The 21,065-nt window shown below is 71.4% G+C and carries 26 protein-coding genes; 14 read left to right on the forward strand and 12 right to left on the reverse strand.

The window, feature by feature from the left end:
- Positions 1–10: 10 nt before the first annotated feature.
- Positions 11–376 carry a hypothetical protein gene (locus MT346_RS12275; protein WP_243563359.1) on the forward strand — a complete coding sequence of 122 codons (366 nt, stop codon included), beginning with the start codon at positions 11–13 and terminating at the stop codon, positions 374–376.
- Here MT346_RS12275 and MT346_RS12280 read toward each other — a convergent pair.
- From MT346_RS12280 to MT346_RS12295, 4 genes are all read right to left on the reverse strand, one after another.
- The gene (locus MT346_RS12280; protein WP_243563360.1) at positions 366–1,031 is read right to left on the reverse strand and encodes a dihydrofolate reductase family protein; all 666 of its coding nucleotides are present in this window, start codon (positions 1,029–1,031) and stop codon (positions 366–368) included. The two genes, MT346_RS12275 and MT346_RS12280, sit on opposite strands and share 11 nt — an antisense overlap.
- 41 nt (positions 1,032–1,072) lie before the next feature.
- Positions 1,073–1,378 carry a hypothetical protein gene (locus MT346_RS12285; RefSeq protein WP_243563361.1) on the reverse strand — a complete coding sequence of 102 codons (306 nt, stop codon included), beginning with the start codon at positions 1,376–1,378 and terminating at the stop codon, positions 1,073–1,075.
- A gap of 9 nt (positions 1,379–1,387) precedes the next feature.
- A complete protein-coding gene (locus MT346_RS12290) occupies positions 1,388–1,708 on the reverse strand; it encodes a hypothetical protein (RefSeq protein WP_243563362.1) in 321 nt (106 codons plus the stop codon).
- Positions 1,709–1,803: 95 nt separating this feature from the next.
- Positions 1,804–2,967, reverse strand: a complete 1,164-nt coding sequence (locus MT346_RS12295) for an epoxide hydrolase family protein (RefSeq protein WP_243563363.1) — start codon at positions 2,965–2,967, stop codon at positions 1,804–1,806.
- Between the two features lie 89 nt (positions 2,968–3,056).
- Here MT346_RS12295 and MT346_RS12300 point away from each other — a divergent pair, with 89 nt between their 5' ends.
- The 4 genes from MT346_RS12300 to MT346_RS12320 are packed head-to-tail and all read left to right on the forward strand — an operon-like array spanning position 3,057 to position 6,250.
- The gene (locus MT346_RS12300; RefSeq protein WP_243563364.1) at positions 3,057–3,653 is read left to right on the forward strand and encodes a TetR/AcrR family transcriptional regulator; all 597 of its coding nucleotides are present in this window, start codon (positions 3,057–3,059) and stop codon (positions 3,651–3,653) included.
- On the forward strand, positions 3,650–4,642 hold the full coding sequence (locus MT346_RS12305) for an endonuclease/exonuclease/phosphatase family protein (protein ID WP_243563365.1): 993 nt from the start codon (positions 3,650–3,652) through the stop codon (positions 4,640–4,642). Before MT346_RS12300 ends, MT346_RS12305 begins: the two co-directional genes overlap by 4 nt.
- Before the next feature lie 22 nt (positions 4,643–4,664).
- Positions 4,665–5,621 (forward strand): GNAT family N-acetyltransferase, encoded by a 957-nt coding sequence (locus tag MT346_RS18440; RefSeq protein WP_308221899.1) that lies wholly within the window; start codon positions 4,665–4,667, stop codon positions 5,619–5,621.
- Complete coding sequence (locus MT346_RS12320) at positions 5,588–6,250, forward strand: hypothetical protein (protein ID WP_243563366.1); 663 nt, start codon at positions 5,588–5,590, stop codon at positions 6,248–6,250. Before MT346_RS18440 ends, MT346_RS12320 begins: the two co-directional genes overlap by 34 nt.
- A gap of 66 nt (positions 6,251–6,316) precedes the next feature.
- On the opposite strand, the gene MT346_RS12325 is transcribed toward MT346_RS12320, so the two are convergent.
- Positions 6,317–6,997: a response regulator gene (locus tag MT346_RS12325; RefSeq protein WP_243563367.1), complete on the reverse strand. Its 681-nt coding sequence runs from the start codon at positions 6,995–6,997 to the stop codon at positions 6,317–6,319.
- The gene (locus MT346_RS12330) at positions 6,994–8,679 is read right to left on the reverse strand and encodes an ATP-binding protein (RefSeq protein ID WP_243563368.1); all 1,686 of its coding nucleotides are present in this window, start codon (positions 8,677–8,679) and stop codon (positions 6,994–6,996) included. Before MT346_RS12330 ends, MT346_RS12325 begins: the two co-directional genes overlap by 4 nt.
- A 188-nt stretch (positions 8,680–8,867) precedes the next feature.
- On the opposite strand from MT346_RS12330, the gene MT346_RS12335 reads away from it, so the two are divergent.
- Both MT346_RS12335 and MT346_RS12340 read left to right on the forward strand, forming a co-directional pair.
- Positions 8,868–10,307 carry a cation:dicarboxylate symporter family transporter gene (locus MT346_RS12335; RefSeq protein WP_279396995.1) on the forward strand — a complete coding sequence of 480 codons (1,440 nt, stop codon included), beginning with the start codon at positions 8,868–8,870 and terminating at the stop codon, positions 10,305–10,307.
- A gap of 134 nt (positions 10,308–10,441) precedes the next feature.
- Positions 10,442–10,858, forward strand: a complete 417-nt coding sequence (locus tag MT346_RS12340; RefSeq protein ID WP_243563369.1) for a BLUF domain-containing protein — start codon at positions 10,442–10,444, stop codon at positions 10,856–10,858.
- Positions 10,859–10,869: 11 nt separating this feature from the next.
- On the opposite strand, the gene MT346_RS12345 is transcribed toward MT346_RS12340, so the two are convergent.
- The gene (locus MT346_RS12345; protein ID WP_243563370.1) at positions 10,870–11,367 is read right to left on the reverse strand and encodes a hypothetical protein; all 498 of its coding nucleotides are present in this window, start codon (positions 11,365–11,367) and stop codon (positions 10,870–10,872) included.
- Between the two features lie 167 nt (positions 11,368–11,534).
- Here MT346_RS12345 and MT346_RS12350 point away from each other — a divergent pair, with 167 nt between their 5' ends.
- Positions 11,535–12,032, forward strand: a complete 498-nt coding sequence (locus MT346_RS12350; protein WP_243563371.1) for a GNAT family N-acetyltransferase — start codon at positions 11,535–11,537, stop codon at positions 12,030–12,032.
- Positions 12,033–12,108: 76 nt separating this feature from the next.
- Here MT346_RS12350 and MT346_RS12355 read toward each other — a convergent pair whose 3' ends face one another.
- Positions 12,109–12,636 carry a cyclophilin-like fold protein gene (locus MT346_RS12355; RefSeq protein ID WP_243563372.1) on the reverse strand — a complete coding sequence of 176 codons (528 nt, stop codon included), beginning with the start codon at positions 12,634–12,636 and terminating at the stop codon, positions 12,109–12,111.
- An 87-nt stretch (positions 12,637–12,723) separates the two neighbouring features.
- Between MT346_RS12355 and MT346_RS12360 the strand changes: the two genes are divergently transcribed.
- Together MT346_RS12360 and MT346_RS12365 are read left to right on the forward strand one after the other, a co-directional pair.
- Positions 12,724–13,596, forward strand: coding sequence for a helix-turn-helix transcriptional regulator (locus tag MT346_RS12360; RefSeq protein ID WP_243563373.1), 873 nt, complete (start codon positions 12,724–12,726; stop codon positions 13,594–13,596).
- Complete coding sequence (locus MT346_RS12365) at positions 13,593–14,798, forward strand: MFS transporter (RefSeq protein WP_243563374.1); 1,206 nt, start codon at positions 13,593–13,595, stop codon at positions 14,796–14,798. Before MT346_RS12360 ends, MT346_RS12365 begins: the two co-directional genes overlap by 4 nt.
- 2 nt (positions 14,799–14,800) lie before the next feature.
- Here the strand turns inward: MT346_RS12365 and MT346_RS12370 are convergent, their stop codons facing one another.
- Positions 14,801–15,394 carry a GNAT family N-acetyltransferase gene (locus MT346_RS12370; protein ID WP_243563375.1) on the reverse strand — a complete coding sequence of 198 codons (594 nt, stop codon included), beginning with the start codon at positions 15,392–15,394 and terminating at the stop codon, positions 14,801–14,803.
- Positions 15,395–15,472: 78 nt separating this feature from the next.
- Here MT346_RS12370 and MT346_RS12375 point away from each other — a divergent pair, with 78 nt between their 5' ends.
- Both MT346_RS12375 and MT346_RS12380 read left to right on the forward strand, forming a co-directional pair.
- Positions 15,473–16,042, forward strand: coding sequence for a GNAT family N-acetyltransferase (locus MT346_RS12375; protein WP_243563376.1), 570 nt, complete (start codon positions 15,473–15,475; stop codon positions 16,040–16,042).
- Between the two features lie 105 nt (positions 16,043–16,147).
- The gene (locus tag MT346_RS12380) at positions 16,148–16,627 is read left to right on the forward strand and encodes a hypothetical protein (RefSeq protein ID WP_243563377.1); all 480 of its coding nucleotides are present in this window, start codon (positions 16,148–16,150) and stop codon (positions 16,625–16,627) included.
- 91 nt (positions 16,628–16,718) lie between these two features.
- On the opposite strand, the gene MT346_RS12385 is transcribed toward MT346_RS12380, so the two are convergent.
- The 3 genes from MT346_RS12385 to MT346_RS12395 form a co-directional block, all read right to left on the reverse strand.
- Positions 16,719–17,423, reverse strand: a complete 705-nt coding sequence (locus MT346_RS12385) for a DUF4232 domain-containing protein (protein ID WP_243563378.1) — start codon at positions 17,421–17,423, stop codon at positions 16,719–16,721.
- Between the two features lie 81 nt (positions 17,424–17,504).
- Complete coding sequence (locus MT346_RS12390; RefSeq protein ID WP_243563379.1) at positions 17,505–18,485, reverse strand: GlxA family transcriptional regulator; 981 nt, start codon at positions 18,483–18,485, stop codon at positions 17,505–17,507.
- 123 nt (positions 18,486–18,608) lie between these two features.
- Positions 18,609–19,247 (reverse strand): HD domain-containing protein, encoded by a 639-nt coding sequence (locus tag MT346_RS12395; protein ID WP_243563380.1) that lies wholly within the window; start codon positions 19,245–19,247, stop codon positions 18,609–18,611.
- 306 nt (positions 19,248–19,553) lie between these two features.
- On the opposite strand from MT346_RS12395, the gene MT346_RS12400 reads away from it, so the two are divergent.
- Positions 19,554–20,150: an RNA polymerase sigma factor gene (locus tag MT346_RS12400; RefSeq protein WP_243563381.1), complete on the forward strand. Its 597-nt coding sequence runs from the start codon at positions 19,554–19,556 to the stop codon at positions 20,148–20,150.
- A complete protein-coding gene (locus tag MT346_RS12405) occupies positions 20,143–21,024 on the forward strand; it encodes a hypothetical protein (RefSeq protein WP_243563382.1) in 882 nt (293 codons plus the stop codon). Before MT346_RS12400 ends, MT346_RS12405 begins: the two co-directional genes overlap by 8 nt.
- Positions 21,025–21,065: the final 41 nt, after the last annotated feature.

Consider the following 21,065-nt stretch of genomic DNA (forward strand, 5'->3'; position numbering starts at 1 on the left):
GCATCGCGCCATGACCGCCGTTCCCGAATCGTCCTCGCCCGGGCGGGCGATCGCGTTCTGGCTCTGCGGAGCGCTCGGTGTTCCCGTCACCGCGCTCGGATGGCTGTGGATGTGGGGCGTCTCCGAAGAAGCCACACGGGGAGCGGCGAGCGGGGCGACACAGGGCGCGTCGATCACCTTCATGGTCGCGCCGCTCGTGGTCGTGCACGTGATCGGGATCGTCGTGCTCGCGTCAGTGGCACGAGGCTGGCGGTCCGGACGCGTCCGGCGGGTGGCGCTCACCGTCGTCGTCGCCTCGGCGCTCGGTCTGGCGATCGCGCTGTCCGTGACCGGTGGACAGCTCGTCGTGCCCGGGCAGCTGCCCTTCAGCCCCTGACGGGCGGTTCGGCGCGGCGGTCGAAGGTCAGGTGGACGACGCCGGTCGGGGACGGCTCGGCGACGACGTCGAAGCGGCCCTCGATTCCCTCGAGACCGTCCCACAGACGTTCGCCACGACCGAGCACGATGGGCACGACGACCACGTGCAGGTGGTCGACCAGGTCTGCCTGCAGGAACTCGCGGACGGTCTCGACCCCGCCGCCGATCCGGACGTCGGTGTCCGGCGCGAGCGCACGTGCCTGTGCGAGCGCCTCGGCCGGGGTGGCATCGACGAAGTGGAAGGTCGTGCCGCCCTGCATCACCATCGGCTCGCGCGGGTGGTGCGTCAGCACGATGACGGGCGTGTGGAACGGTGGCTCGTCCCCCCACCAGCCGGTCCAGCCGTCGTCCGGCCACGGGCCACGCTGCGGGCCGAACTTGTTGCGGCCCATGATCTCGACGCCGATGCCGGGCGTCCACCTGCGGGCGTGGACGTCGTCGACGTCGGTGGAGCCTCCAGACGCTCCCTGCATCCCGCGGAACGTCGCTGTCTGCATGAACCAGCTCATCAGCCGGCCGTCGGCGTGCCCGAAGGGCCGGTCGGCCGACTGGTCCGCACCGGCACCGAAGCCGTCGAGCGAGACCGCGAAGTTGTGCACCCTGACCGTCGACATGCCGCCACAGTATTGCCGCACGGTGTCGGGCGTCCAGCAGGTCAGCGCCGGCGGATCGTCCCGGAACCGACCGGCAGCAGACCAACGCGGTACTCGAACGCGTCACCGTCAGCAGCGGCGGGGACGTCGACCGACGCCGAACCGAACCGCCAGGCACGGTTGTACAGGTAGACGCCGATCACGGTGCCACCACCGTCCGGCACCGCCCAGGTGCCGTCGCCCCACTGCGCGGGGTGGCCGACACCGTCGATCGTGACGGTCGGGCGGGCGAACCACGTCAGGAGCGGTCGGACGAGTCGGAGCTCGACGCGTCGTCGCGTCGTCCCCGAGGGCAGCGTTGCATCCACCGCGGCAGCTTACGGGGTGCGTCGACGACCAGTGACCCGTCCGACCACCACGCCGAGCAGGAACAGCAGCACGCCCCGTGTGCTGCCGAGAGCCAGGCGGAGCAGGGCAGCCGTGAGCACGAGCAGTCCGAGGGCGATGAGCCCCACCACCGTCATCGCCGACACGACCGTCGCCCAGTTCAGCGCGAGGACCACCACCAGGGCGATCAGGGCGACGACGCCGGCGACCACCGAGAGTCGGCCGGCGCTCGGTGTCGGGCGGAGGTGCTGCGAGTCCGCAGCCGGGTGCGGGGCGACCACGACGGGCAGGGGTTGGGTGCGGGTGTCCATGACGGCAGTGTCCTGTGCCGGCGCCGGCCTGAGCGTCGGTCGTCGGTCGCACCGATGTGGCACCTGGGTACCGACCTTCGATCGCGTCGATGGCGTCAGACGGACGATCGCAGACCGGCCAGACCCGTCCGGAGCTGGTCGACGAGCACCGCGGGCTGCTCGAGCGCGGCGAAGTGCCCCCCGTGGTCGGCCTCGGCGAAGTGGACCAGGTCGGTGTACGCCTGCTCGACCCAGCTCCGTGGCAGCCGCGGGACGTCGTGTGGGAAGACGGTCACCGCGACCGGCAACGACAGCCTGGGTCCGGCCATCGTGGCGGTGCGGTTGTCCCAGTAGATCCGCGCTGACGACGCCGCGCTGTTCGTGAACCACGCGAGCGACACCTGGTCGAGGATCGTGTCCAGATCGATCGCGTCCTCGGCGCGTCCCGCGTTGTCCGTCTTGGACTGGTACTTCTCGTAGAGCCACGCCGCCTGTCCGACGGGCGAGTCGGCCAGAGCGAATCCGACCGTCTGCGGCTTCGTCCCCTGCAGGTGGTTCGATCCGCCGAGCTCCCCCGCGTACCGCGCAAGCCCGTCGACCGCGCGCTGCTCGTCGGCGGTCATCTGTTCGGGCAGAACCGACGGGAACGCGTAGGGCGTGCTGAGGTGGATGCCGAGCAGTCCATCCGGCCGCTGGGCCCCCAACGCCGTGGTGACTGCTGCTCCCCAGTCCCCTCCGTGAGCCGCCCAGGCCTCGTACCCAAGCCGTTCCATGAGCGTCGTCCAGGTCCGGGCGATCCGGTCGACCGTCCACCCGGTGTCGGTCGGCGCGGTGGTGAACCCTGCTCCGGGCAGGGACGGGACGACCACGTCGAAGGCGTCCGCCGGGTCACCGCCGAACGCCTCGGGATCGGTGAGCGGTCCGACCAGACGGAGGAAGTCCGCGTTCGATCCGGGCCAGCCGTGCGTCAGGAGCAGTGGCATCGCGCCGCGGACCGCCGAGCGGACGTGCAGGAAGTGCACGTCGACACCGTCGATCGGCGTCGCGAACTGCGGGATCGCGTTCATCGCGGATTCGAAGCGACGCCAGTCGTGCCCGGAACGCCAGCGCTCGGCCAGCGCACGCAGGTTCGCCGTCCGGACCCCTTGCGACCAGTCCCCTACGGTCTCGACCGAGGGCCAGCGGGTCCGGTCCAGGCGTGCGTGCAGGTCGTCGATCGCCGCGTCCGGAACCGCGATGCGGAACGGACGGATGGCGGTGGGTGCTGCCGGTTCGGTCATGATGACTCCTCGATGGCGGTGGTCGGTGTCGGGTTGCACACCGGTGTGCAGCGTAGTGCGTTGCACAGGCGTGTGCAATGATGGGGTCCATGACGCCCAGCACCACGGGTCCGGGCGCGCCCGAGACCGAACAGCGCATCCTCGACGTGGCGATCGACGTGCTCGGGGCACGTCCGGATGCCGGTATGGGCGACGTGGCTGCCGCGGCGGGAGTGGTGCGACGCACGGTCTACGGGTACTTCCCCACCCGGGCGGACCTGGTGACGGCCCTGGCCCGACGCGCCGTCGACGAGATCGCTCGGGTGCTGACCACGTCCCACCCGCCGGAGGTGGCGGCCGACGCGGCATGGGCAGACTTCGTCGGTCGGCTGTGGCCGGTCGCGCACCGGTACCGGGTGCTCATCGTGCTGCGCCGTGGCGAGTTCGGTGCCGACATCCACGCGATCCTGCGACCGATCGAGACCCGGCTCACCGAACTCGTCGAACGTGGCCAGCGAGCGGGCGACTTCGGGGACCACCTGCCCGCCGACGTCCTCGGCCAGCTGGCCTGGTCCGCGGTGTTCACGATCGCTGACGGTGACCGCGCTGACCGCACCGTCACCGTCGGCGCTGCGGTCCACTCGACCCTGCTGCTGCTCGGTGTCACGCCGGACCGCGCGCGCTCGCTCGCGCAGGACACCACGTGACCCGTCCGGCGACCCGGCACGGACGAGCGGCAGCCGCGGCGCGGGGACCCGCGGTCACGGTGGCCTTGCTCGGCGGCATGATCGTCGTCGCACCGTGGATCGGCCTCGGCCGGGCGCCGCTCATCGCCGCGCTCGTCCCGGCACGCGGAGCGATCACCGCAGGCCTCGCGATCACCGCAGTCACGGCAGGCCTGCTGCTCGCCGTCGCTCCGCGCAGGCGTCGGGTGATCAGACCGCTCGCAGCCGTCCTCACCGTGCTCACCATCGTGAGTGGGGCAGTCGTCGGGTTCCGCGGGCTCGACGCTGGCCTGACGGACAGCCCCGAAGCCTCGATCCGGGTGTTCGAGTGGAACACCAACGGAGGTCTCGTCAGCGCTGATGTCATCGCCAACGCAGCTGCCGTCGCGCACGCCGACGTGATCGTCCTGCCGGACGGGGCCGACGCTGCCGACGGGGTGGTCGGTGTGCTGCGCAGGCACGGCACGCCGATGCGTCTATTCCGTGCCGGGAGCGGCGCGCAGGTCGTCGTGTTGATGCGGACCGATCTGGCACACGGGTACACCGAGCGGCCGGGACCTGACCCGGACCGTACGCTCGTCCTCACCGCGGCTGGCCGCCCCACGGTGGTCGCGGTACACGCTTCCCAACCCCTGTCGAGCGGTCTGCGCAGTTGGCGGCGAGACCTGGACTGGATCGCGTCCGAGTGTCGCCCAGGGCGTGCGGTCATGGTGTCCGGCGACCTCAACACCTCGGTCGACGCCTTCACCGCGACGCGCCGACTCGGGTCGTGCACCGATGCAGCGTCGGAAGTCGATGCAGCCGGGATCGGTACCTGGCCGACGTCGCTGCCACCCGTCCTCGGCATGCCGCTCGATCACACGCTCGTCACCTCGTCCACAGGCCACGCGGCGAGCTGGACCGTGATCCGCAGCGAAGACCGTTCCGGAGCCCTACACCGTCCGACGCTGACGACCATCGCCCCGGCATGACGGTCCAGGCGAGACTATGACCGTGCTGGAACTCGTCCGACCCCGAACCGACCTGCGCGAGCAGTGGCTAGCCGCTCACCGCGAGTGGGGTCCGGGCCTGCACGAGGACGGCTTCGGGATCGCGGCCGAGGACGACGTCGACTCGGAGCAGGGGTTCCGCCGCTGGGTCGACCTGCTCCGGCGCGACCCGACCGCGACGTGGTGGATCGTCGACGGCGACACGGTCGTGGGAGGCATCGCGCTGCGCGCCGCCCACGACCCTCGTGTCCAGCGCGACGGCCACCTGGGCTACGGCATCCGTCCGTCGGCGCGTGGTCGTGGCGTGGCCTCGTGGGCCGTGCGGCAGGTGCTCGTCCGCGCAGCGTCGCTCGGGATCGACCCCGTCGTCGCGGTGTGCCTCGCCGACAACGCCGGCTCGGTCGCCGTGCTCGAGCGCTTCGCCTCGGCGTGGACGGCATCCGACCGACATGACGGCGTCGCGGTCCGCCGGTTCGGACTCATCGCCACGGGCGCTGGTCCGCTGCAACCGGTGAACCCGGCGGACGTCGACGAGCTGCGGGCCTTCCTGCAGCTGGCGGACCTGACCATCGCGGGACTCGACGACCCGGGCCTGCGTGTGTGGGTCGAGCACGGAACCGACGGCGCGATCACGGGCAGCACCGGCTTCGAACGGAGCGCCGATGGCCAGCACGTGCTCGTGCGGAGCGTCGCGGTCGCCGAGGACGCACGTGCCGCCGGCGCGGGAACACGGCTGGCACGGTTCGCCCTCGCCGAGGCCGCCCGGAGTGGGGCGGAACGCGCGTGGCTCTTCTCGCGCCGGTCGGGTCCGTTCTGGAAGTCGCTCGGGTTCGTGCCCGCCGACCGCGACGAACTGGCGTCGAGGCTGGCTGACACGCAGCAGGTGCGGCTGTTCGCGGAGACCGGGCAGCTGGATCGGGAGATCGCGTGGACGATGCCGCTGACGGAGACCCCGTGCTGACCGTCGGGGCGGTACGCCGCGCGCTGTCCAGGCGCGGATCGTTCCGTCGCGGCAAGGACAGCGCCCGGGCGGTGGAGCTCGGCGCACGGTGGGACGCTGCCTGGCACGTCCCGCCGCTTGGACACCTCCTGCGTCAGCGCCACGAGGACCGCTGGTTCCGAGTGTGGAGCCTGCCCGACGGCAAGCGGTACGCCGACACCGCGGACGAACACGCCGAGGTGCTCCGCCGGCACCGCACGGTCCTGGAGGCGCTGCTGCCCCCAGGCGGATCGGCCACCGTCATCGCCGCGGACTTCGGCGCAGAGGACATCGAGAGCGGCTGGACACGGTCGGCCTTGCCGGACCGCTGGCCGTGGCGCAGGTCCGATGACCACTGGGGGCTCGACGAGGATGACGACGTGCGTCGGTACTTGTGGGTGCAGGACATGCCGTCGGTCGACGCGCTCACCGAACTGCTGGTGGCAGCGGCTGACGACCGTGCGCAGTTCGTGGCGACCGGTCCGGACGCCACGTGGGTGTACTGCCCGTACGACGGCGGTGCCGACGTGATCGTGGCCGACTCGTCGATGCGTGACCGGCTGGCCGCGCGGTTCCGGAGCTGGGCGCCCTCCACGGCGCAGGGCCTGTAGGCCGGCAGCCAGCCGGACAGGTGCCCACCCACCGGAGCCGAGCCGGGCCTCCTTTCCGACGGCGCGTCAGCGCAGCCAGCGGTACTCGTACTCCGGGCGGCCGGGGCCGCTGTGCCGGACGTCCTTGTCGGCCTGCCCGGCGGTGATCAGGTGCTCGAGGTACCGCCGCGCCGTCACGCGCGACGTGCCCGTCGCGTCCGCCACCTCGGTCGCCGAGACGCCAGCGGCGGACGCCATCAGCACCGCCTGCACGGCCTCGAGGGTCTCGCGCGCGATCCCCTTCGCCAGCTCCGACGGCACGGACGAGCGCAGGCTGCCCAGGCGCTGGTCGATGTCGGCCTGCGACAGTGACCGGCGGTCCTCGAAGCCGCGCCGGAACTCGCGGTAGGTCGTCAACCGCTCGGCGAAGGTGCGGTAGCTGAACGGCTTGACCAGGTACTGCACGATGCCCAACGCGATCGCGTTCTTCACGCCCCGTGCGTCGTGCGCGGCGGTCACCGCGATCACGTCGACGGCGGACCCGGCGGTCCGCAGGGCGCGGACGAGCTGGAGGCCGTGGGCATCGGGCAGGGTGAAGTCCAGCAACACGAGATCCGGCTGTTCGGCCTGCACCGCCGCCAGCATGGCACGTCCGGTGGCCGCGGACCCGACCACGGTGAACCCCTCGAGTCGCGCCACGTAGGCGGCGTGCGCCTCGGCCGTGAGCGGCTCGTCCTCGACGATGAGCACGCGGATCGTCTCGGTCATGCGGGCACCTGCTTCGCCGCGACGTCGACCACGAAGCTGCTGCCCGTGGGGCCGGTGACGACGGTGATGTCGCCGCCGATCCGGGTGACCGTCGCGCGCACCAGGTCGAGACCGATCCCCCGGCCCTCCGGGCCCGCCGGCTTGGTCGACCAACCGCGTTCGTACGCCGTGTCGACGTCGTCGATGCCCGGGCCGTTGTCTGCGACCGTGAGCCGGGTGCCGCCGTCCGTCGTCGTCGCCACCGTGACGGTGACGCGCGAGCCGGGGCGGCCCCCTGTCGGCAGGTGCTGCTGATCGGTGACGGCGTCGAGGGCGTTGTCGATGAGGTTGCCGACCACGGTGATGAAGTCCGCCGCGGCGATCGGCAGCGCGCCGTGCAGGGCGGTCGTGTCGATCGCCAGGTCGACCCCGCGCTCGTGCGCCTGGGCGCGCTTGCCGTGCAGGACCGCGACGACGACGTCGGCGGTGGTGACGTCGTCGATGTGGGAGCCGGCGTGGGGGCGCTCGTCCACGTGGGCGTCGGTGTGGTCGCGTGCTTTCGCGTCCGCGCGGGGGTCGGTGTCGCCGTTCCGGTCGATCTCGTCGGACGCGAACCGGATCGCCTCGTCCACACGTCCGAGCTCCATGAGCGCCACGACGGCGTGCATCCGGTTGGCGAACTCGTGCGTCTGCGACCGCAGGGCGTCGGTGAGGGTCCGTGTGGCGGCGAGCTCGCCGGACAGGTGCAGCAGCTCGGTGTGGTCGCGGATCGTCGCCACCGTGCCGATCGGTCGGGCGGACCCGCGCGCGAACGCCATCTCCTGGTTGACCACGAGCACGCGGTCCGTCGACACGTGGGTCTCGTCGACGGCACGGTCGCCGGAACCGAGGACGTCGCGGAGCCCCTCGGGGACGTCGAGCGAGGCGGCCGGGATCGGCTGCTGGGGATCGGCGGGCTCCGGCAGGTGCAGCAGCTCGGCGGCCCGGTCGTTGTACAGCACGACCTGGCCGGCTCGGTCGATCACGACGAGTCCCTCGTGGACGGAGTGCAACACGCCCTCGTACGACGCGAACACCCGGGCGAGTTCTTCGGGGCCACGTCCCGCGGTCACCCGGTTGAGGTACCGGCTGAGCAGCCACGAGAACAGCGCCGACACCGCGACGATCGCCAGGGCCAGGGCGATCACGGACACCAGACGGGGCACCAGCGCGGCGCCGATGTTCGCGACCGTGACCCCGGCCGCGACCAGCCCGACCACCCGGCCGTCCGAGTCGGTGATCGGTGTCACCGCGCGGACCGAGGGCCCGAGCGTGCCGGCGAACGTCTCGGTGAAGGTCCGACCCGCAAGCGCGGGTGCGATCGTTCCCTGGAACGGCCGACCGATCTCGGAGCGGTCCGGGTGCGTGTACCGGGTGCGGTCCGGCGCCATGATCGTGATGAAGTCCGTGTGCGTCGTCCGCATCAGGTCGAGCGCGTAGGGCTCGAGCCGGGCGGACGGGTCGCTGCCCTCGACCTGGTCGACCACGAACGGGTTGCGGGCGATCGCGACCGCGACGACGGTGGACCGGTCGGCAGCATCCGCCGCGAGGTCCGCGCGGGCCGAGTGCCAGCTCCAGGCCCCGCCGACCGCCACCCCGACGACGACGAACAGCAGTTGCAGCGCGAAGAGCCGTCTGGCGATGCTCCATCGTCTCGGTGCCACTGTGCGACCCTCCTCGCTCCGTTGCGGGACCACCATCCTCGTGCATGACGGACGTTCCTGCTGCGATCCGTGAACGCAATGAACGCAAGTCACGGAACAGGACCGATCCGCGCGAAGGTGGGCGCGCTCCCGAAGAGCACGAGCCGACCGGAGCGACGCAGCCCCGGTCCTGACGACAAGGAAGTCTCATGGCATCGATGCACTCGTCCCCCGCACGGCCCGGTCGGCGCCGCCGGCTGGACCGCTCGCACTGGCTGTACATCGCCGTCATCGTGGCGGTCGCTGCCGGCATCGTCGTGGGACTCACCGCGCCGACGTTCGCCGTCGGGCTCAAGCCCATCGGCGACGGCTTCATCGCGCTGATCAAGATGATGATCGCGCCGGTGATCTTCTGCACGATCGTGCTCGGCGTCGGCTCGATCGCCAAGGCAGCGACGGTCGGCAAGGTCGGCGGCCTCGCGCTCGGGTACTTCGTCGTGATGTCGACCTTCGCGCTCGCGATCGGGCTGGTCGTCGGCAACCTCATCCACCCCGGCGACCACCTGGAGATGTCGAACGCGCAGTACGAGCTGCCGGCCGGCACGAGCGAGGACGCGTCCTCGACGAGCGGCTTCCTGCTCGGGATCATCCCCGCGACGCTGGTGTCCTCGCTGACCAGCGGCAGCATCCTGCAGACACTGTTCGTCGCGCTGCTGGTCGGGTTCGCGCTCCAGGCGATGGGTCCCAAGGCTGCACCGATCCTGACCGGTGTGCGCCACCTGCAGGCGCTGGTGTTCCGCATCCTGGCGATGGTGATGTGGGTCGCTCCGGTCGGTGCGTTCGGCGCGATCGCGGCCGTGGTCGGCGCCACCGGGGTCTCGGCCCTCGTCGCCCTCGGCACGCTGATGATCGCTTTCTACATCACCTGCATCGTGTTCGTCGTCGGGGTGCTCGGCACGCTGCTGCGGGTCGTCACCGGCGTGAACATCTTCCGGCTCATGAAGTACCTGGGCCGCGAGTACCTGCTGATCGTGTCGACGTCCTCGAGCGAGGTCAGCCTGCCCCGGCTCATCGCGAAGATGGAGCACCTGGGCGTCTCGAAGCCCGTCGTCGGCGTCACCGTCCCGACCGGCTACTCGTTCAACCTCGACGGCACGGCCATCTACCTGACGATGTCCTCGCTGTTCATCGCGAACGCCCTCGGCACACCGCTGAACATCCCCGAGCAGATCTCGCTGCTGGTCTTCATGATCATCGCCTCGAAGGGTGCCGCCGGCGTCACCGGGGCCGGACTCGCGACCTTGGCCGGCGGCCTGCAGGCGCACCGCCCGGACCTGGTCAACGGCGTCGGCCTGATCGTCGGCATCGACCGGTTCATGTCCGAGGCACGGGCGCTGACGAACTTCACCGGCAACGCGGTCGCCACGGTGCTGGTCGGCACGTGGACCCGGCAGATCGACAAGGACCAGGTCGAGCGCGTGCTGTCCGGGACGGCACCGTTCGACGAGCGCACCATGTCGGCCGACGACCACGGCACACCGACCGACACCGAGTCCACCCCCGGTGCTGCCGGAGAACGGATCTCGACCGAGGCCGTCCGCACCATCGTCGACCCGGAGCACTCGTCCGCCGCGGCCGACCGCCGCTGACCGGCTCGGTGACCGCGGCCGGCTCCGCGCACCGGGTGCCCGTCACGAGCGGCAGCTGACACCGCGCGGACGCCGCGTGCGGGGATCGTCCTGCACCGGGCGTCGCACTGGACGGACGGTGTTCGATGGGCCGCATGCTGTCCCTGACCTACTCCAGCGTCGCCACGAGCACCCTCGAACCCGCCGACCTGACCGCGCTGCTCACGCAGAGCCGTGCGTCGAACGAGCACACCGGCATCACCGGCATGCTGCTGTTCCGGAACGGCTACTTCCTGCAGGTGCTCGAGGGGCCTGACGCCCAGGTCCGGCAGAAGATGCGCACCATCCGCGACGACCCCCGGCACACCAAGGTCACCGTGCTGCTGGAGGAGGTCATCCAGGACCGAGAGTTCCCAGAGTGGACGATGGGCTTCCCGTCCGAGCAGGAGCTCGAGGACGTGCCGGGGTACCGCGCGACGTTCGACGACCTCGATGCGCACGACGGCGACGCGATGTCCGCGGTTCCCGCGGTCCGTCAGCTGGTGCGCTGGTTCCGCCAGCGCGCCGCCTGACCCGACCGCCCTCAGGCGCTGAGCCACACCGCGCGGACGCGGTCCAGCTGTTGGTCGACGCTGAGGGCCCCGACGTCGAGCACCACGTCGACGGGCGGCGGCGCAGCCGTCATCCGGTGCAGCAGCGTGAACTCGTCGTCCGTCAGGTACACCGGCCTGGTCGCCGCACGCTCGCGGGCAGCGTCGAGCGTGATGGCCAAGTGGACGACGAGGCACCCCGGCAGAGCGCTCCGGTAGCGCGGGAGCGTTGCATGCGTCACGACGTCCGCCACCACGACGTCGAACCCGTCCCTGAGCAGGTTCCGCGCGACGGCGCTGACGTTCTCCGTCGCCAGCAGGTGCTGCGCGCGGCCCTCGTCCCCGGACCAGAGCGGCGCATCGCCCGCGACGACGAACTGTCGCACGTCGTCGGCGTCGATGAACGCGGCGCGCTCACGTTCGAGGGCCAGGGCACTCCCGCAGGTCGTCTTCCCGACGGCGGGACCCCCGGTCAGGATCAACGGTCGCATCGCGTCGAGTCCTTCCGTGGCGTCGAGGACGGCGGTACCGTCCTCAGCATGGACTGCTTCGCGAGCTGGCGCACCCGCCGCTGAGGGAACGGCCGTCCCGGCCGCACACCCTCCCCACGACCCCGCCGGGAGGACTCCTTCAGCATGCTCACGAAAGGCACACCCCCATGCACGTCCGCGACAGCACGACGTCCGATCTGCCAGCGCTCGTCGACCTGACGATCGAGGTCTTCCGGCCGCTCTTCACGGGATCGCTCCTGGAACTCCGTCCCGAGGTCACCCGGCACGACCACGGGCAGTGGGAGGACGACTACCGGGCGGAGGTCCCGTCCCTGCTCGACCCCGAACACGAGCGCTTCATCACGCTCGCCGAGGTCGACGGTCGCATCGCCGGGTTCGTCGGATGGGACGTCATCGACAGCACCTCCGGGCGATTCGAGATGGTCGCCGTCCATCCCGCAGCTCGGCGCACCGGTGTGGCACGGACGCTGTGCGCGACCGTCATCGACCGCCTGCAGGAGCGCGGCGTCGAGGTCGTCCACATCGGCACCGGTGGCGACGACTTCCACGCACCGGCCCGAGCGCTCTACGAGTCGCTCGGGTTCACGGCGCTGCCGACGGTCGACTACGCGCGCGCACTGTCGGGGTCCGGCAGCGGCCGCTGACCGCGACCAGCTGACGGACAGGAGGCGCGGTGCCAGCTGGCACCGGTCCTCCTGTCCGGTGGTCAGCGCGACCCGATCACCGGTCGCGTTCGATACGGACCGAGAACGTGCCCTGCTGGTCCGCGACCAGGTCGGTGGGGCCGTCGAAGGTGCCGATCCGGATGATGCCGGGGAACGCTCCGACGTCGCCGTTGTAGAGCACCAGGTCGGCCTGGGGTGCGTAGTAGCCGATGTCGCCCGGCTCGGGATCCCCGCGCTCGGGGGCACCGGTCGTGTCGAGCGGGGTGTCGAGGTGGCTGGTCTTCTCGAGGTCGTCGTGGGGGCCGAACCGCAGGGTCACCGGCAGTCGCGAGACCAGGTCGCGCGCGGTCGGGTTGTCGGCCAGCGTGCCGGTGGTGGTCGTGCCGCCGATCGTCAGGCGGATCGGGGTGGTGCCTCCTGGCTCGGGAGCCGCGCTGCCGCTCCGTGACGCGCTCGAGGACGGCGCACCGGTGGCGGGATCACTCGGCGACGAACCGCTCGCGGTCGAGCACCCGGCGACAGCGATCGATGCGGCGGCCACGGACAGGGCGGACAGGGTCCGAGCGTGACGGGAAGGGGTCATGCGTCCACGGTAGGAGTGCGCCAGCGGGTGCTGGGGTTCCCCGTCGTGGCACCCTTCCGGACCCGCATCGGGCCTACGGTCGGTGGCATGACGAACAACCCAGAGGTCCGCGACTTCCTGACGTCGCGTCGCGCCCGGGTGCGACCGGAACAGGTCGACCTGCCCGGCGGCCCCGGACGACGCGTGCCGGGGCTGCGTCGCGGCGAGGTCGCGATGCTCGCCGGTGTCAGCGTGGAGTACTACGCCCGCATCGAGCGCGGCGAACTGGGCGGGGTCACGGACGTCGTCCTCGAGGCGATCGCCGCAGCGCTGCGGTTCGACGAGTCCGAACGCGCGCACCTGTTCGACCTGGCTCGGACGGCGAACAGCTCGCCGGTCCGCCAGCGTCGTGCGGCGTCCGGTGCTGCTGCCCTGCGCCCGTCGATGCGGTTCGTCGTGGACGCGATCACCGACGCCGTCGCCTTCGTGCAGAACGGCCGGCTGGACATCGTCGCCGCGAACCCGCTGTGCCGGGCGCTGTACGCGGACGTGTTCGCGGCCGAACCGGACCAGCCGAACTTCGCGCGCTTCAACTTCCTGCACCAGGACCGTTCGCGCCGCTTCTACACGGACTGGGACGGCGCTGCCGACACCTCGGTCGCGATGCTGCGGACTGCGTCGGGGCAGAACCCGCACGACAAGGGGTTGCAGGAGCTGATCGGTGAGCTCAGCACCCGCAGCGACGACTTCCGGGCGAAGTGGGCCAAGCACGACGTCCGGCTGCACGGCTCCGGGCTGAAGACGTTCCGGCACCCGCTGGTCGGCGACGTCGAGCTGTCCTTCGAGAACCTGGCGCCGATCGAGGGTGCCGGTCTGAACCTGCTCGTGTACACCGCCGAGCCGGGATCGCGGAACGCCGAGGCCCTGCAGCTGCTGGCGAACTGGAGTCGGACCGAGGCCGTCACCGGGGCGCAGTCGTGACGCGGCTGCCGTTCCTGGTCTACGTCCTGGCGCTCGGCACGTTCCTGATGATCACGTCGGAGTTCGTCGTGGCTGGGATCCTGCCCGAGATCGCCGGCGACCTGCGGATCTCGTTGGCGCACACCGGTCTGCTGATCACGGTGTTCGCCGTCGGGATGATCGTCGGCAGTCCGACGATGACGCTGCTGACCCTGCGGATGCCGAAGCGCCTGACGCTCGTGCTCGCCCTGGTGGTGTTCGTCATCGGCCACGTCGTCGTCGCGACCGGGTCGCACTTCGGCACGCTGCTCGCCGCCCGGTTCCTGACGGCACTGGCTGCCGGGGCGTTCTGGGCGGTCTCCGCCGTGGTGGCCTCGGACGCCGCCGGCCCTGGGCTCGGTTCACGCGCTCAGGGGATCGTCGGAGCGGGCGGGTCGCTCGGCACCGTCATCGGCGTGCCGGTCGGCGCGGTGCTCGCGCAGCTGCTCGGGTGGCGCGGGACGTTCTGGGCCATCGCCGCAGCCGCCGTCGTGGCTGCGGTGCTGGTCGCCCGGTTCGTGCCGCACAGCCGCGTGACGGGCACGGTGTCGATCCGTGGGCAGTTCGCCGGGCTGCGGTCGGGGCGGTTGTGGCTCGTGCTGGCCGCCTGCGCGACGACGTCCGGTGGTGTGGTGGCGGCCTACTCGTACATCGCGCCGCTGCTCACCGACCAGGCCGGAGTCACCTCGGCCGCCGTACCGCTCGTCCTCACCGGCTTCGGTGTCGGCTCCTTCGTCGGCACAGTGCTCGGCGGCCGGCTGGGCGACCGGCACCCGCACCTGGTGACCGTCATCACGCCTGCGGTCAGCACGGTGCTGCTGCTGGGCATCGGGACCGTGTCCGGGCTGCCGTGGGTGACGACGGCGCTCATGGTCGTGCTCGGGCTGTTCGGCCTCAGCGCGAACGGCGTGCTCATCCACCTGGCGGTCCGCGCTGCCGGGTCAGCCGCGACGCTCGGGTCGGCGTTCACGGTGTCGTCGTTCAACCTCGGCACCGCGGTGGGCACCGCGATCGCCGGCGCGACGCTCGGCGCACTCGGGGTCGCGGGGCCGGCGCTCATCGGCGCGGTGATCGTGGCGCTGACCGTCGTGCCGACGCTCGTGCTGGCACGGGTCGCGCTGCGGGACAGCCGTGGTGCCGCCGCTGGCGAGCCGGCGCAGGACACGATCGACGCCCGGGCCTGACGTCAGGTCGCGTGGTCCTCGAGCGTGACCCACTCCTCGTCGCGGACGTACCCGAGCGTGTCGCCCGCAGCCAGGATCGCGGCGTTGTCCATCGATCCTCCCGTGCGGAACCGGACCACGCCGTCGTCCAGGAGCGCAAGCAGTGACGCCGCCTTGACGGCCGTCCCCAGGCCCCGCCCGCGCCAGTCGCGATGCACCACCGTGAAGTCCGTTTCAGCCCGCCGACGCGTCTGATCGACGTCGACGTCGACGTACGTCATCGCGACGAGCTCGCCGTCCGCCTCGACGGCGCCGAACGCCCGCCGGGAGGCCGACGGCGTCGCACTCCGCTGGTCGAGCGGCGTGTGCTGGGTCGCCACGCTGCCGGGGTAGTCCCCGATCGTCGCGCGGTCGAGCCGGAGCACGGCGTCGACGTCTGCCGGCCCGAGCTCGCGGACGGTGCAGACCGCGTCGGCGACGAGCTGTCGGAATCGCGGGCGGTCGATGCGCGCCGCATCCAGGTGCGCGCCGAACGACCGCGCGACCACGACCCACCCCTGTGACTCCCGCGTGATGTGTTCCACGCTCTGCGCCGGCACCACGATCGTCTCCCCCATCCCACGATCCTCGCACGCGGTCCGCCGTCGCCGTCCCCTGCACCGAGACGACCGGAACGGCTTCGCTACCGTGGCGGGATGACCGTGCAGCTCACCCGGATGGACCCGGCCGGCGCGGACCGGCACGCGCTGGTCGCGTTCCTGACGACCGAGGAGTTCCCGTTCCACGTCCGGCGCACGATCAGCGTCGAGGATGCCCAGCGGGCGATCGACGACGGTGCCTGGCGCGACGACGACCACGACTCGTTCTGGCTCGACTCCGACGAGCACGGCCGGTTCGGTGTGGTCCGGTTGGAGGACCTCGCCGACCCCGTGCCGCTGTTCGACCTGCGCATCTCGGGCACGCATCGTGGCCGCGGTCTCGGGGTGCCCGCGCTCCGAGCGACCACCGACCACGTGTTCCGGACCATGGTCGACGCGGAGCGGTTCGAGGGGCAGACGCGCGAGGACAACACCGCGATGCGGCGCACGTTCCTCGGCGCCGGGTGGGTGAAGGAGGCGCACTACCGAGCGGGATGGCCGGTCGAGGGCGGTCCCGCGCTCGCCTCGGTCGGGTACGGCATGCTCCGCGCGGACTGGGAGTCCGGCACGACGACCCCGGTGCCGTGGGACGACGACCCGATCACCGGTGGTCGCGGCACTCGCTGATCCGGGTCCGCCGAGGGACGATCACTTGACGACTGGTTGTCAGGATCCGCCGCGGTCCGACATCCCCAAGTGAGCACATCTCGTCTCGATCACCGGAGGGCCGCCATGCACCGCACCACTCGCACACTGACCGCACTGTCCGCCGTGGCGCTGCTCGCGGCGTTGGCCGGCTGCGCCACGACGACCGCGGCAGTCTCCGGACCGACCGCCTCCAACGCCGACAGCGCGACCCCGACGGCGACCGCGGCGGCAGACCCGGTGACGGCGCGCCCCAGCACGCCGCCGACCCCGACTCCCGTGTCCGCACCGACGCCGACTGCGGCACCGGCGGCCCCGGCCGCTGTCCCGACGCTCGCGCAGCACGTCTACCAGGAGTGCAGCAAGGGCGCAGAGGACGCCGGTGTCACGCTGACCTTCACGGCGAACCCCTCCGGGTACACGGCAGCAGACGGCCACTACCAGCTCGTCTACCCGTTCACGTTCAACGACGGGCACACCGATCCGTGGGCGATCTACAACTGCGGGCTCACCGACGACACGGCGCAGTCCACGTTCCTGGGCGGCGGGCTCTCCGACAGTCACTGACGTGGACGCGACGGACGGGAGGCGCGGGGGCCGCGGGGCCCGCGCCCCCCCGCCCGTCCGTCGCATCACCGGGTCAGAGCATCGCCCGGCGTCAGAACGACGCGAGCGCGCTCGTCCTGAGCTGGTGCACGCCGGTGGACGCGCACGCCTCGAACGTGGACCCCGACGCGCCGACGAACAGCGCCTGGCGCGACCCCGGCGGGATGACACGGAAGCCGTCGATCACGCGCGGCTCGCAGGTGGCGGAGTCCCAGTTGCCGGCGTGCGCGACGGTGACGATCGCCTGCACCTCGCCACCCGGGCGGAGCGTCTGCGTGGTGTGGGGCGTCGATCGGTCCAGGGTGGCCGCAGTGCCGATCTGGGTGCCGTTGCCGCCGCCGACGAACGAGATCCCGGGCCACCCCTGCAGGGTGCAGGTCGCGGTCGAGGTGTTGTGCAGGATGATCGCGACGGGCTGCGCACCCGCCGTCGCCGGGCCGCCGTCGGCGACGGAGCCGGACAGCTGCGACGTGGCGCACCGCCCGGTGGTCGAGGACCCGCCGGACGACGAGCCGCCCTGGGCGCTGGACGACGTCGAGCCCCGCGTCGCCGTCGTCGGCGCTGCCGCAGTTGAATGGCCGGCCGTCGGGGTGGCAGTGGGAGTGCGGGTCGGCGTGCTCGCTGCGGTGGTGGCGGTTGCGGGCGGTGTGGTCGTCGGCTGCGCGCCGGCATCGGCGCCGGAGCACCCGGTCAGCAAGACCGTCAGGGCGGCGACACCGATGGCCGGCAGGATCATGCGCGTTCGCTTCGTGGTCATGCTCCGACCCTGCCGGGTGGGCGTGGCGCGACCGCGGCAGCCGTGTGTCAGTCCGGTGGCAGGACAAACAGGAAGTCCGGGTCAGCTGCGCTTGGCAGTCGCGAACCGCTGCTGGTACGTGGTCGGCGGGACACCGACGCGCGCGACGAAGATCCGTCGGAGCGTCTCGGGATTGCCGAAGCCGGACCGTTGTGCCGTCTCGGTGACCGAGTACCCAGAGGCCAAGGCGGCCTTCGCGGCGTCCAGGCGGATGCTCTCGACGAACTTCGACGGAGTCGTCGCAAGCTCGACGCGGAAGACCCGGTTCAGTTGGCGCACGCTCATGCTCGCCAGCTCCGCCATGATGCCGACCGAGTACTCCCGAGCAGGGTCGCTCTTCACCAGGTCGGTCACGTCACGGAGCGCGGACGAGCGCGGAGCCGGACCCTGTAACGACGCCGAGAACTGCGACTGGCCGCCGGACCGCTGCATGAACACGACGAGGGACTGCGCCACCCGCCGAGCCAGGTCGGACCCCAGGTCGTCCTCCACCATCGCCAGTGCCAGATCGATCCCCGCGGACACCCCGGCCGAGGTGTACACCTGCCCGTCACGGACGTAGATCGAATCGGGCTGCACGTCAACGTCAGGGTAGAGCGACGCGAGCAGCTGCGTGTGTCGCCAGTGGGTCGTCGCCCGCCGTCCGTGCAACAGTCCGGCTGCCCCCAGGACGAATGCACCCGTGCAGATCGAGGCCAAGCGGTCCGTCGTCTCGGCGAGCAGGCGCGTCGCCTTCCGGAGCTCGTCGCTGACGGGTGCAGTCGGGAAGACGTCCCCTCCGGAGACCAGGACCGTGTCGACGCGGTCCAGGTCCGCTGCGGCCGCCGCCACCGGCAGCTCGATGCCGATCGACGTGCTGACCGGCCTGCCGTCGGGCGAGACGATCACCACGTCGTACCGAGCACCGAACGCGTTCGCCTCCGCGAAGACCTCGGCAGGTCCGGAGACGTCCAGCATCTTGATGCCGTCGAAGACCAGGATCCCGACGCGGTGACGGCGGGACGTGCCGTGGTGGTCGGTCATCTCCGGACACTCCGTTCTCGCGCTGTCGTCGGCTCGTTCGGGCTGCCCGGTCTGTGCAGCAGGAGGGTCATCCTCGCACGCCCGCCCGACCACGTGGTCGTCACGGCACTCTCGCGGCGGCGGTCAGTCGGCCCAGGCGGAGTTCGTGATGACGTCCACGAAGTCGACGTGGCGGAAGCCGCTGTCGAAGTACTCGAGGACGTCGGCGTTCACGGTGCCGAAGGTCGTGTCCGGGCGGTGCTGGAAACCGTCGTTGAAGGCCGAAAGGATCTGCCGCTTGAAGTCGGGACGCGGGTGCGCAGCCGTGACTTCGTGGATGTGTGTTTCGGGGATGCGGTCGAGGTGCAGGCCGAGCACGTCTGTCTCCACGCCCGCGGTGGTCGCCGCGATCTCCGGCGCCAGGTGGTATGGCACCTCTGGAGTCGTGTGCAGGGCGATGGCCGTCCATACCGTCAACGCATCAGCGTAGCCCCGACCCTGTCGGCGGAGGAAGTCTCGCGCATGGTCGGCGCCGTCAATCTCGAAACGCTGGGTCATGTCCTGGTACTGGGGCACGAGTCCGAGGTCGTGGAAGAGCGCGGCCACGTACAGCAGCTCCGGGTCCGGAGCGATGCCGAGCGCCTCGGCCTGCAGGCTGCCGAACAGGAAGACACGGCTGGAGTGGTGGAACAACAGGTCCGGCGTGGTGTCCCGGACCAGTTGCGTGGCCTCGGCGGCGAGGGTCGAGTCCGGGATGGTGATGCCTGCGATGGTCGTGCGCATGGTGGTCCACTTCCGCTGGTGGTCTCTCCGGGCACGGTGCCGCGGTGATCGACCATGGCCACGATCGCTCGGGCGGGCCAGCGGGCGCACCAGTCGACAGGCCAGGCATCCCACACATCTGGCCATGTCCGGCCGGTGGCTCGTTCCCGACGGTTGTGGGCCGGATTTGCGGGGCGGGGTCGGCCGTCGTTCGTGACCCTGAACCTGGTCGCCCACGACCCGGATGGTCAGACGGACTCCGACACGCCACGTTGCACATCGCCGTCGGCCGGACACAAACAGGTGAACGACCGAAAGGAACCCCCCTTGGCCCCCGATTTCACAGCGCTCTACCGTGAGCACTACCCGGCCGTCCTGCGCTTCGTCAGGCGTCGGGCAGCGCTCGCCGAAGTCGACGACATCGTCGCCGTGACGTTCACGACCGCTTGGCGCAAGCAGGACGAACTGGCCGTCGCGCCGCTCCCTTGGCTCTACCGGACCGCTCGCAACACGATGCTCAACGCAGCGCGTGCAGCAGGACGACGCTCAGCACTGCACGTGCAGCTCGCGCAGGACGCGGCGATCGACGTCGTCCGCGACCCGGCGGTACTCCTCGGCGAACGGCAGCGTCTGACGGAGGCCTGGCGTCACCTCGATCCGCTCGATCGTGAGGTCCTGGCGCTGCAGGCGTGGGAGGGCATGACCGCCGCACAGTCGGCAGCCGTCATCGGCATCTCCCGCGCCGCGTGCTCGATGCGCTCGTCTCGGGCACGCCGGCGGCTGGCGACCCTGCTCGCCGCCGCGGATGCGGACGCGTCTGGCTCTCAGCGCCCGACCGACCGTCCGGCACCGACCAGCAACCATTCCACGTCCACATCCACATCCACATCCACCGCCACGAACGGAGCCGACACCCATGTCTGACGTCCTCGAGACCCTGCGCCGCCACGACCCCGACCCGGCCAGGTCGCTCACCCCGGCGGAGGCTGACCGAGCGGAGCGACTGCTCCGCCAGATCATCGCGAGCCCGCCAGCGCTGGCCGTCACCACCCTCGGCTCGTCACGCTCCGGGCCACGTCGTGTCCGCACGTGGGTCCTCGTCGGCGCGATCACGGCGACGGCCGCGGTCGGCGGTGTCGCGATGGTGAACGGGGGGCCGCTCACGGATCTGGTGCACGTCCTGGGCGGCTCGCACACCAACCCGTCGCTCACCAGTGCGGACATCGGAAGCTGGACGCCCACGCCGTCAACTGTCCCCAGTCGGGTCGACGTGCACGGGCTTGCGTTGCAGTGCCTCGAGCGGCCCAGCGACACGACCACACCTGCGGCGACCCGCGCCGACACGACCATCACCAACGTCGAGCAGCGCGGGTCGGTGACCAGTCTCATCGCCGCGAGCAGCACCCAGGGCAGACGGGTCTGGTGCCTCGCCGACGCGTCAGGCGTGGTCACGGTCGAGCTCATCGACACGACGAAGAACCCCCTTCCGGCAATCAGTGCTGACCGGGTCGAGCTGGAGACGTTCCAGCAACACGGCGACGACGACACCGGGACGATGAGTGCCTACGGGCAAGCGGGCTCGGACGTCACGGCGCTCACCGTGACCGTGCCCGGCCGGCCGGCCACAGCGACTGCGGTCGACGACGGCATCTGGTCGCTCTGGTGGCCGGCGTCGCGATCGGGCGCGGCGATGGACCTGCGTCAGGTGCAGCTGCGCTGGACGACGAAAGACGGCGCGCGGCATGCGGGGAATGCGCAGGACCTGGTCTGGGACGCCGACCGGAAACCGGCTGACTGACGGACAGGAGGCGCGGGGCCCCCGGGCACCCCCCCCCCCCG

It is taken from the genome of Curtobacterium sp. VKM Ac-2922 (assembly GCF_022815645.1).
Lineage (GTDB): Bacteria > Actinomycetota > Actinomycetes > Actinomycetales > Microbacteriaceae > Curtobacterium.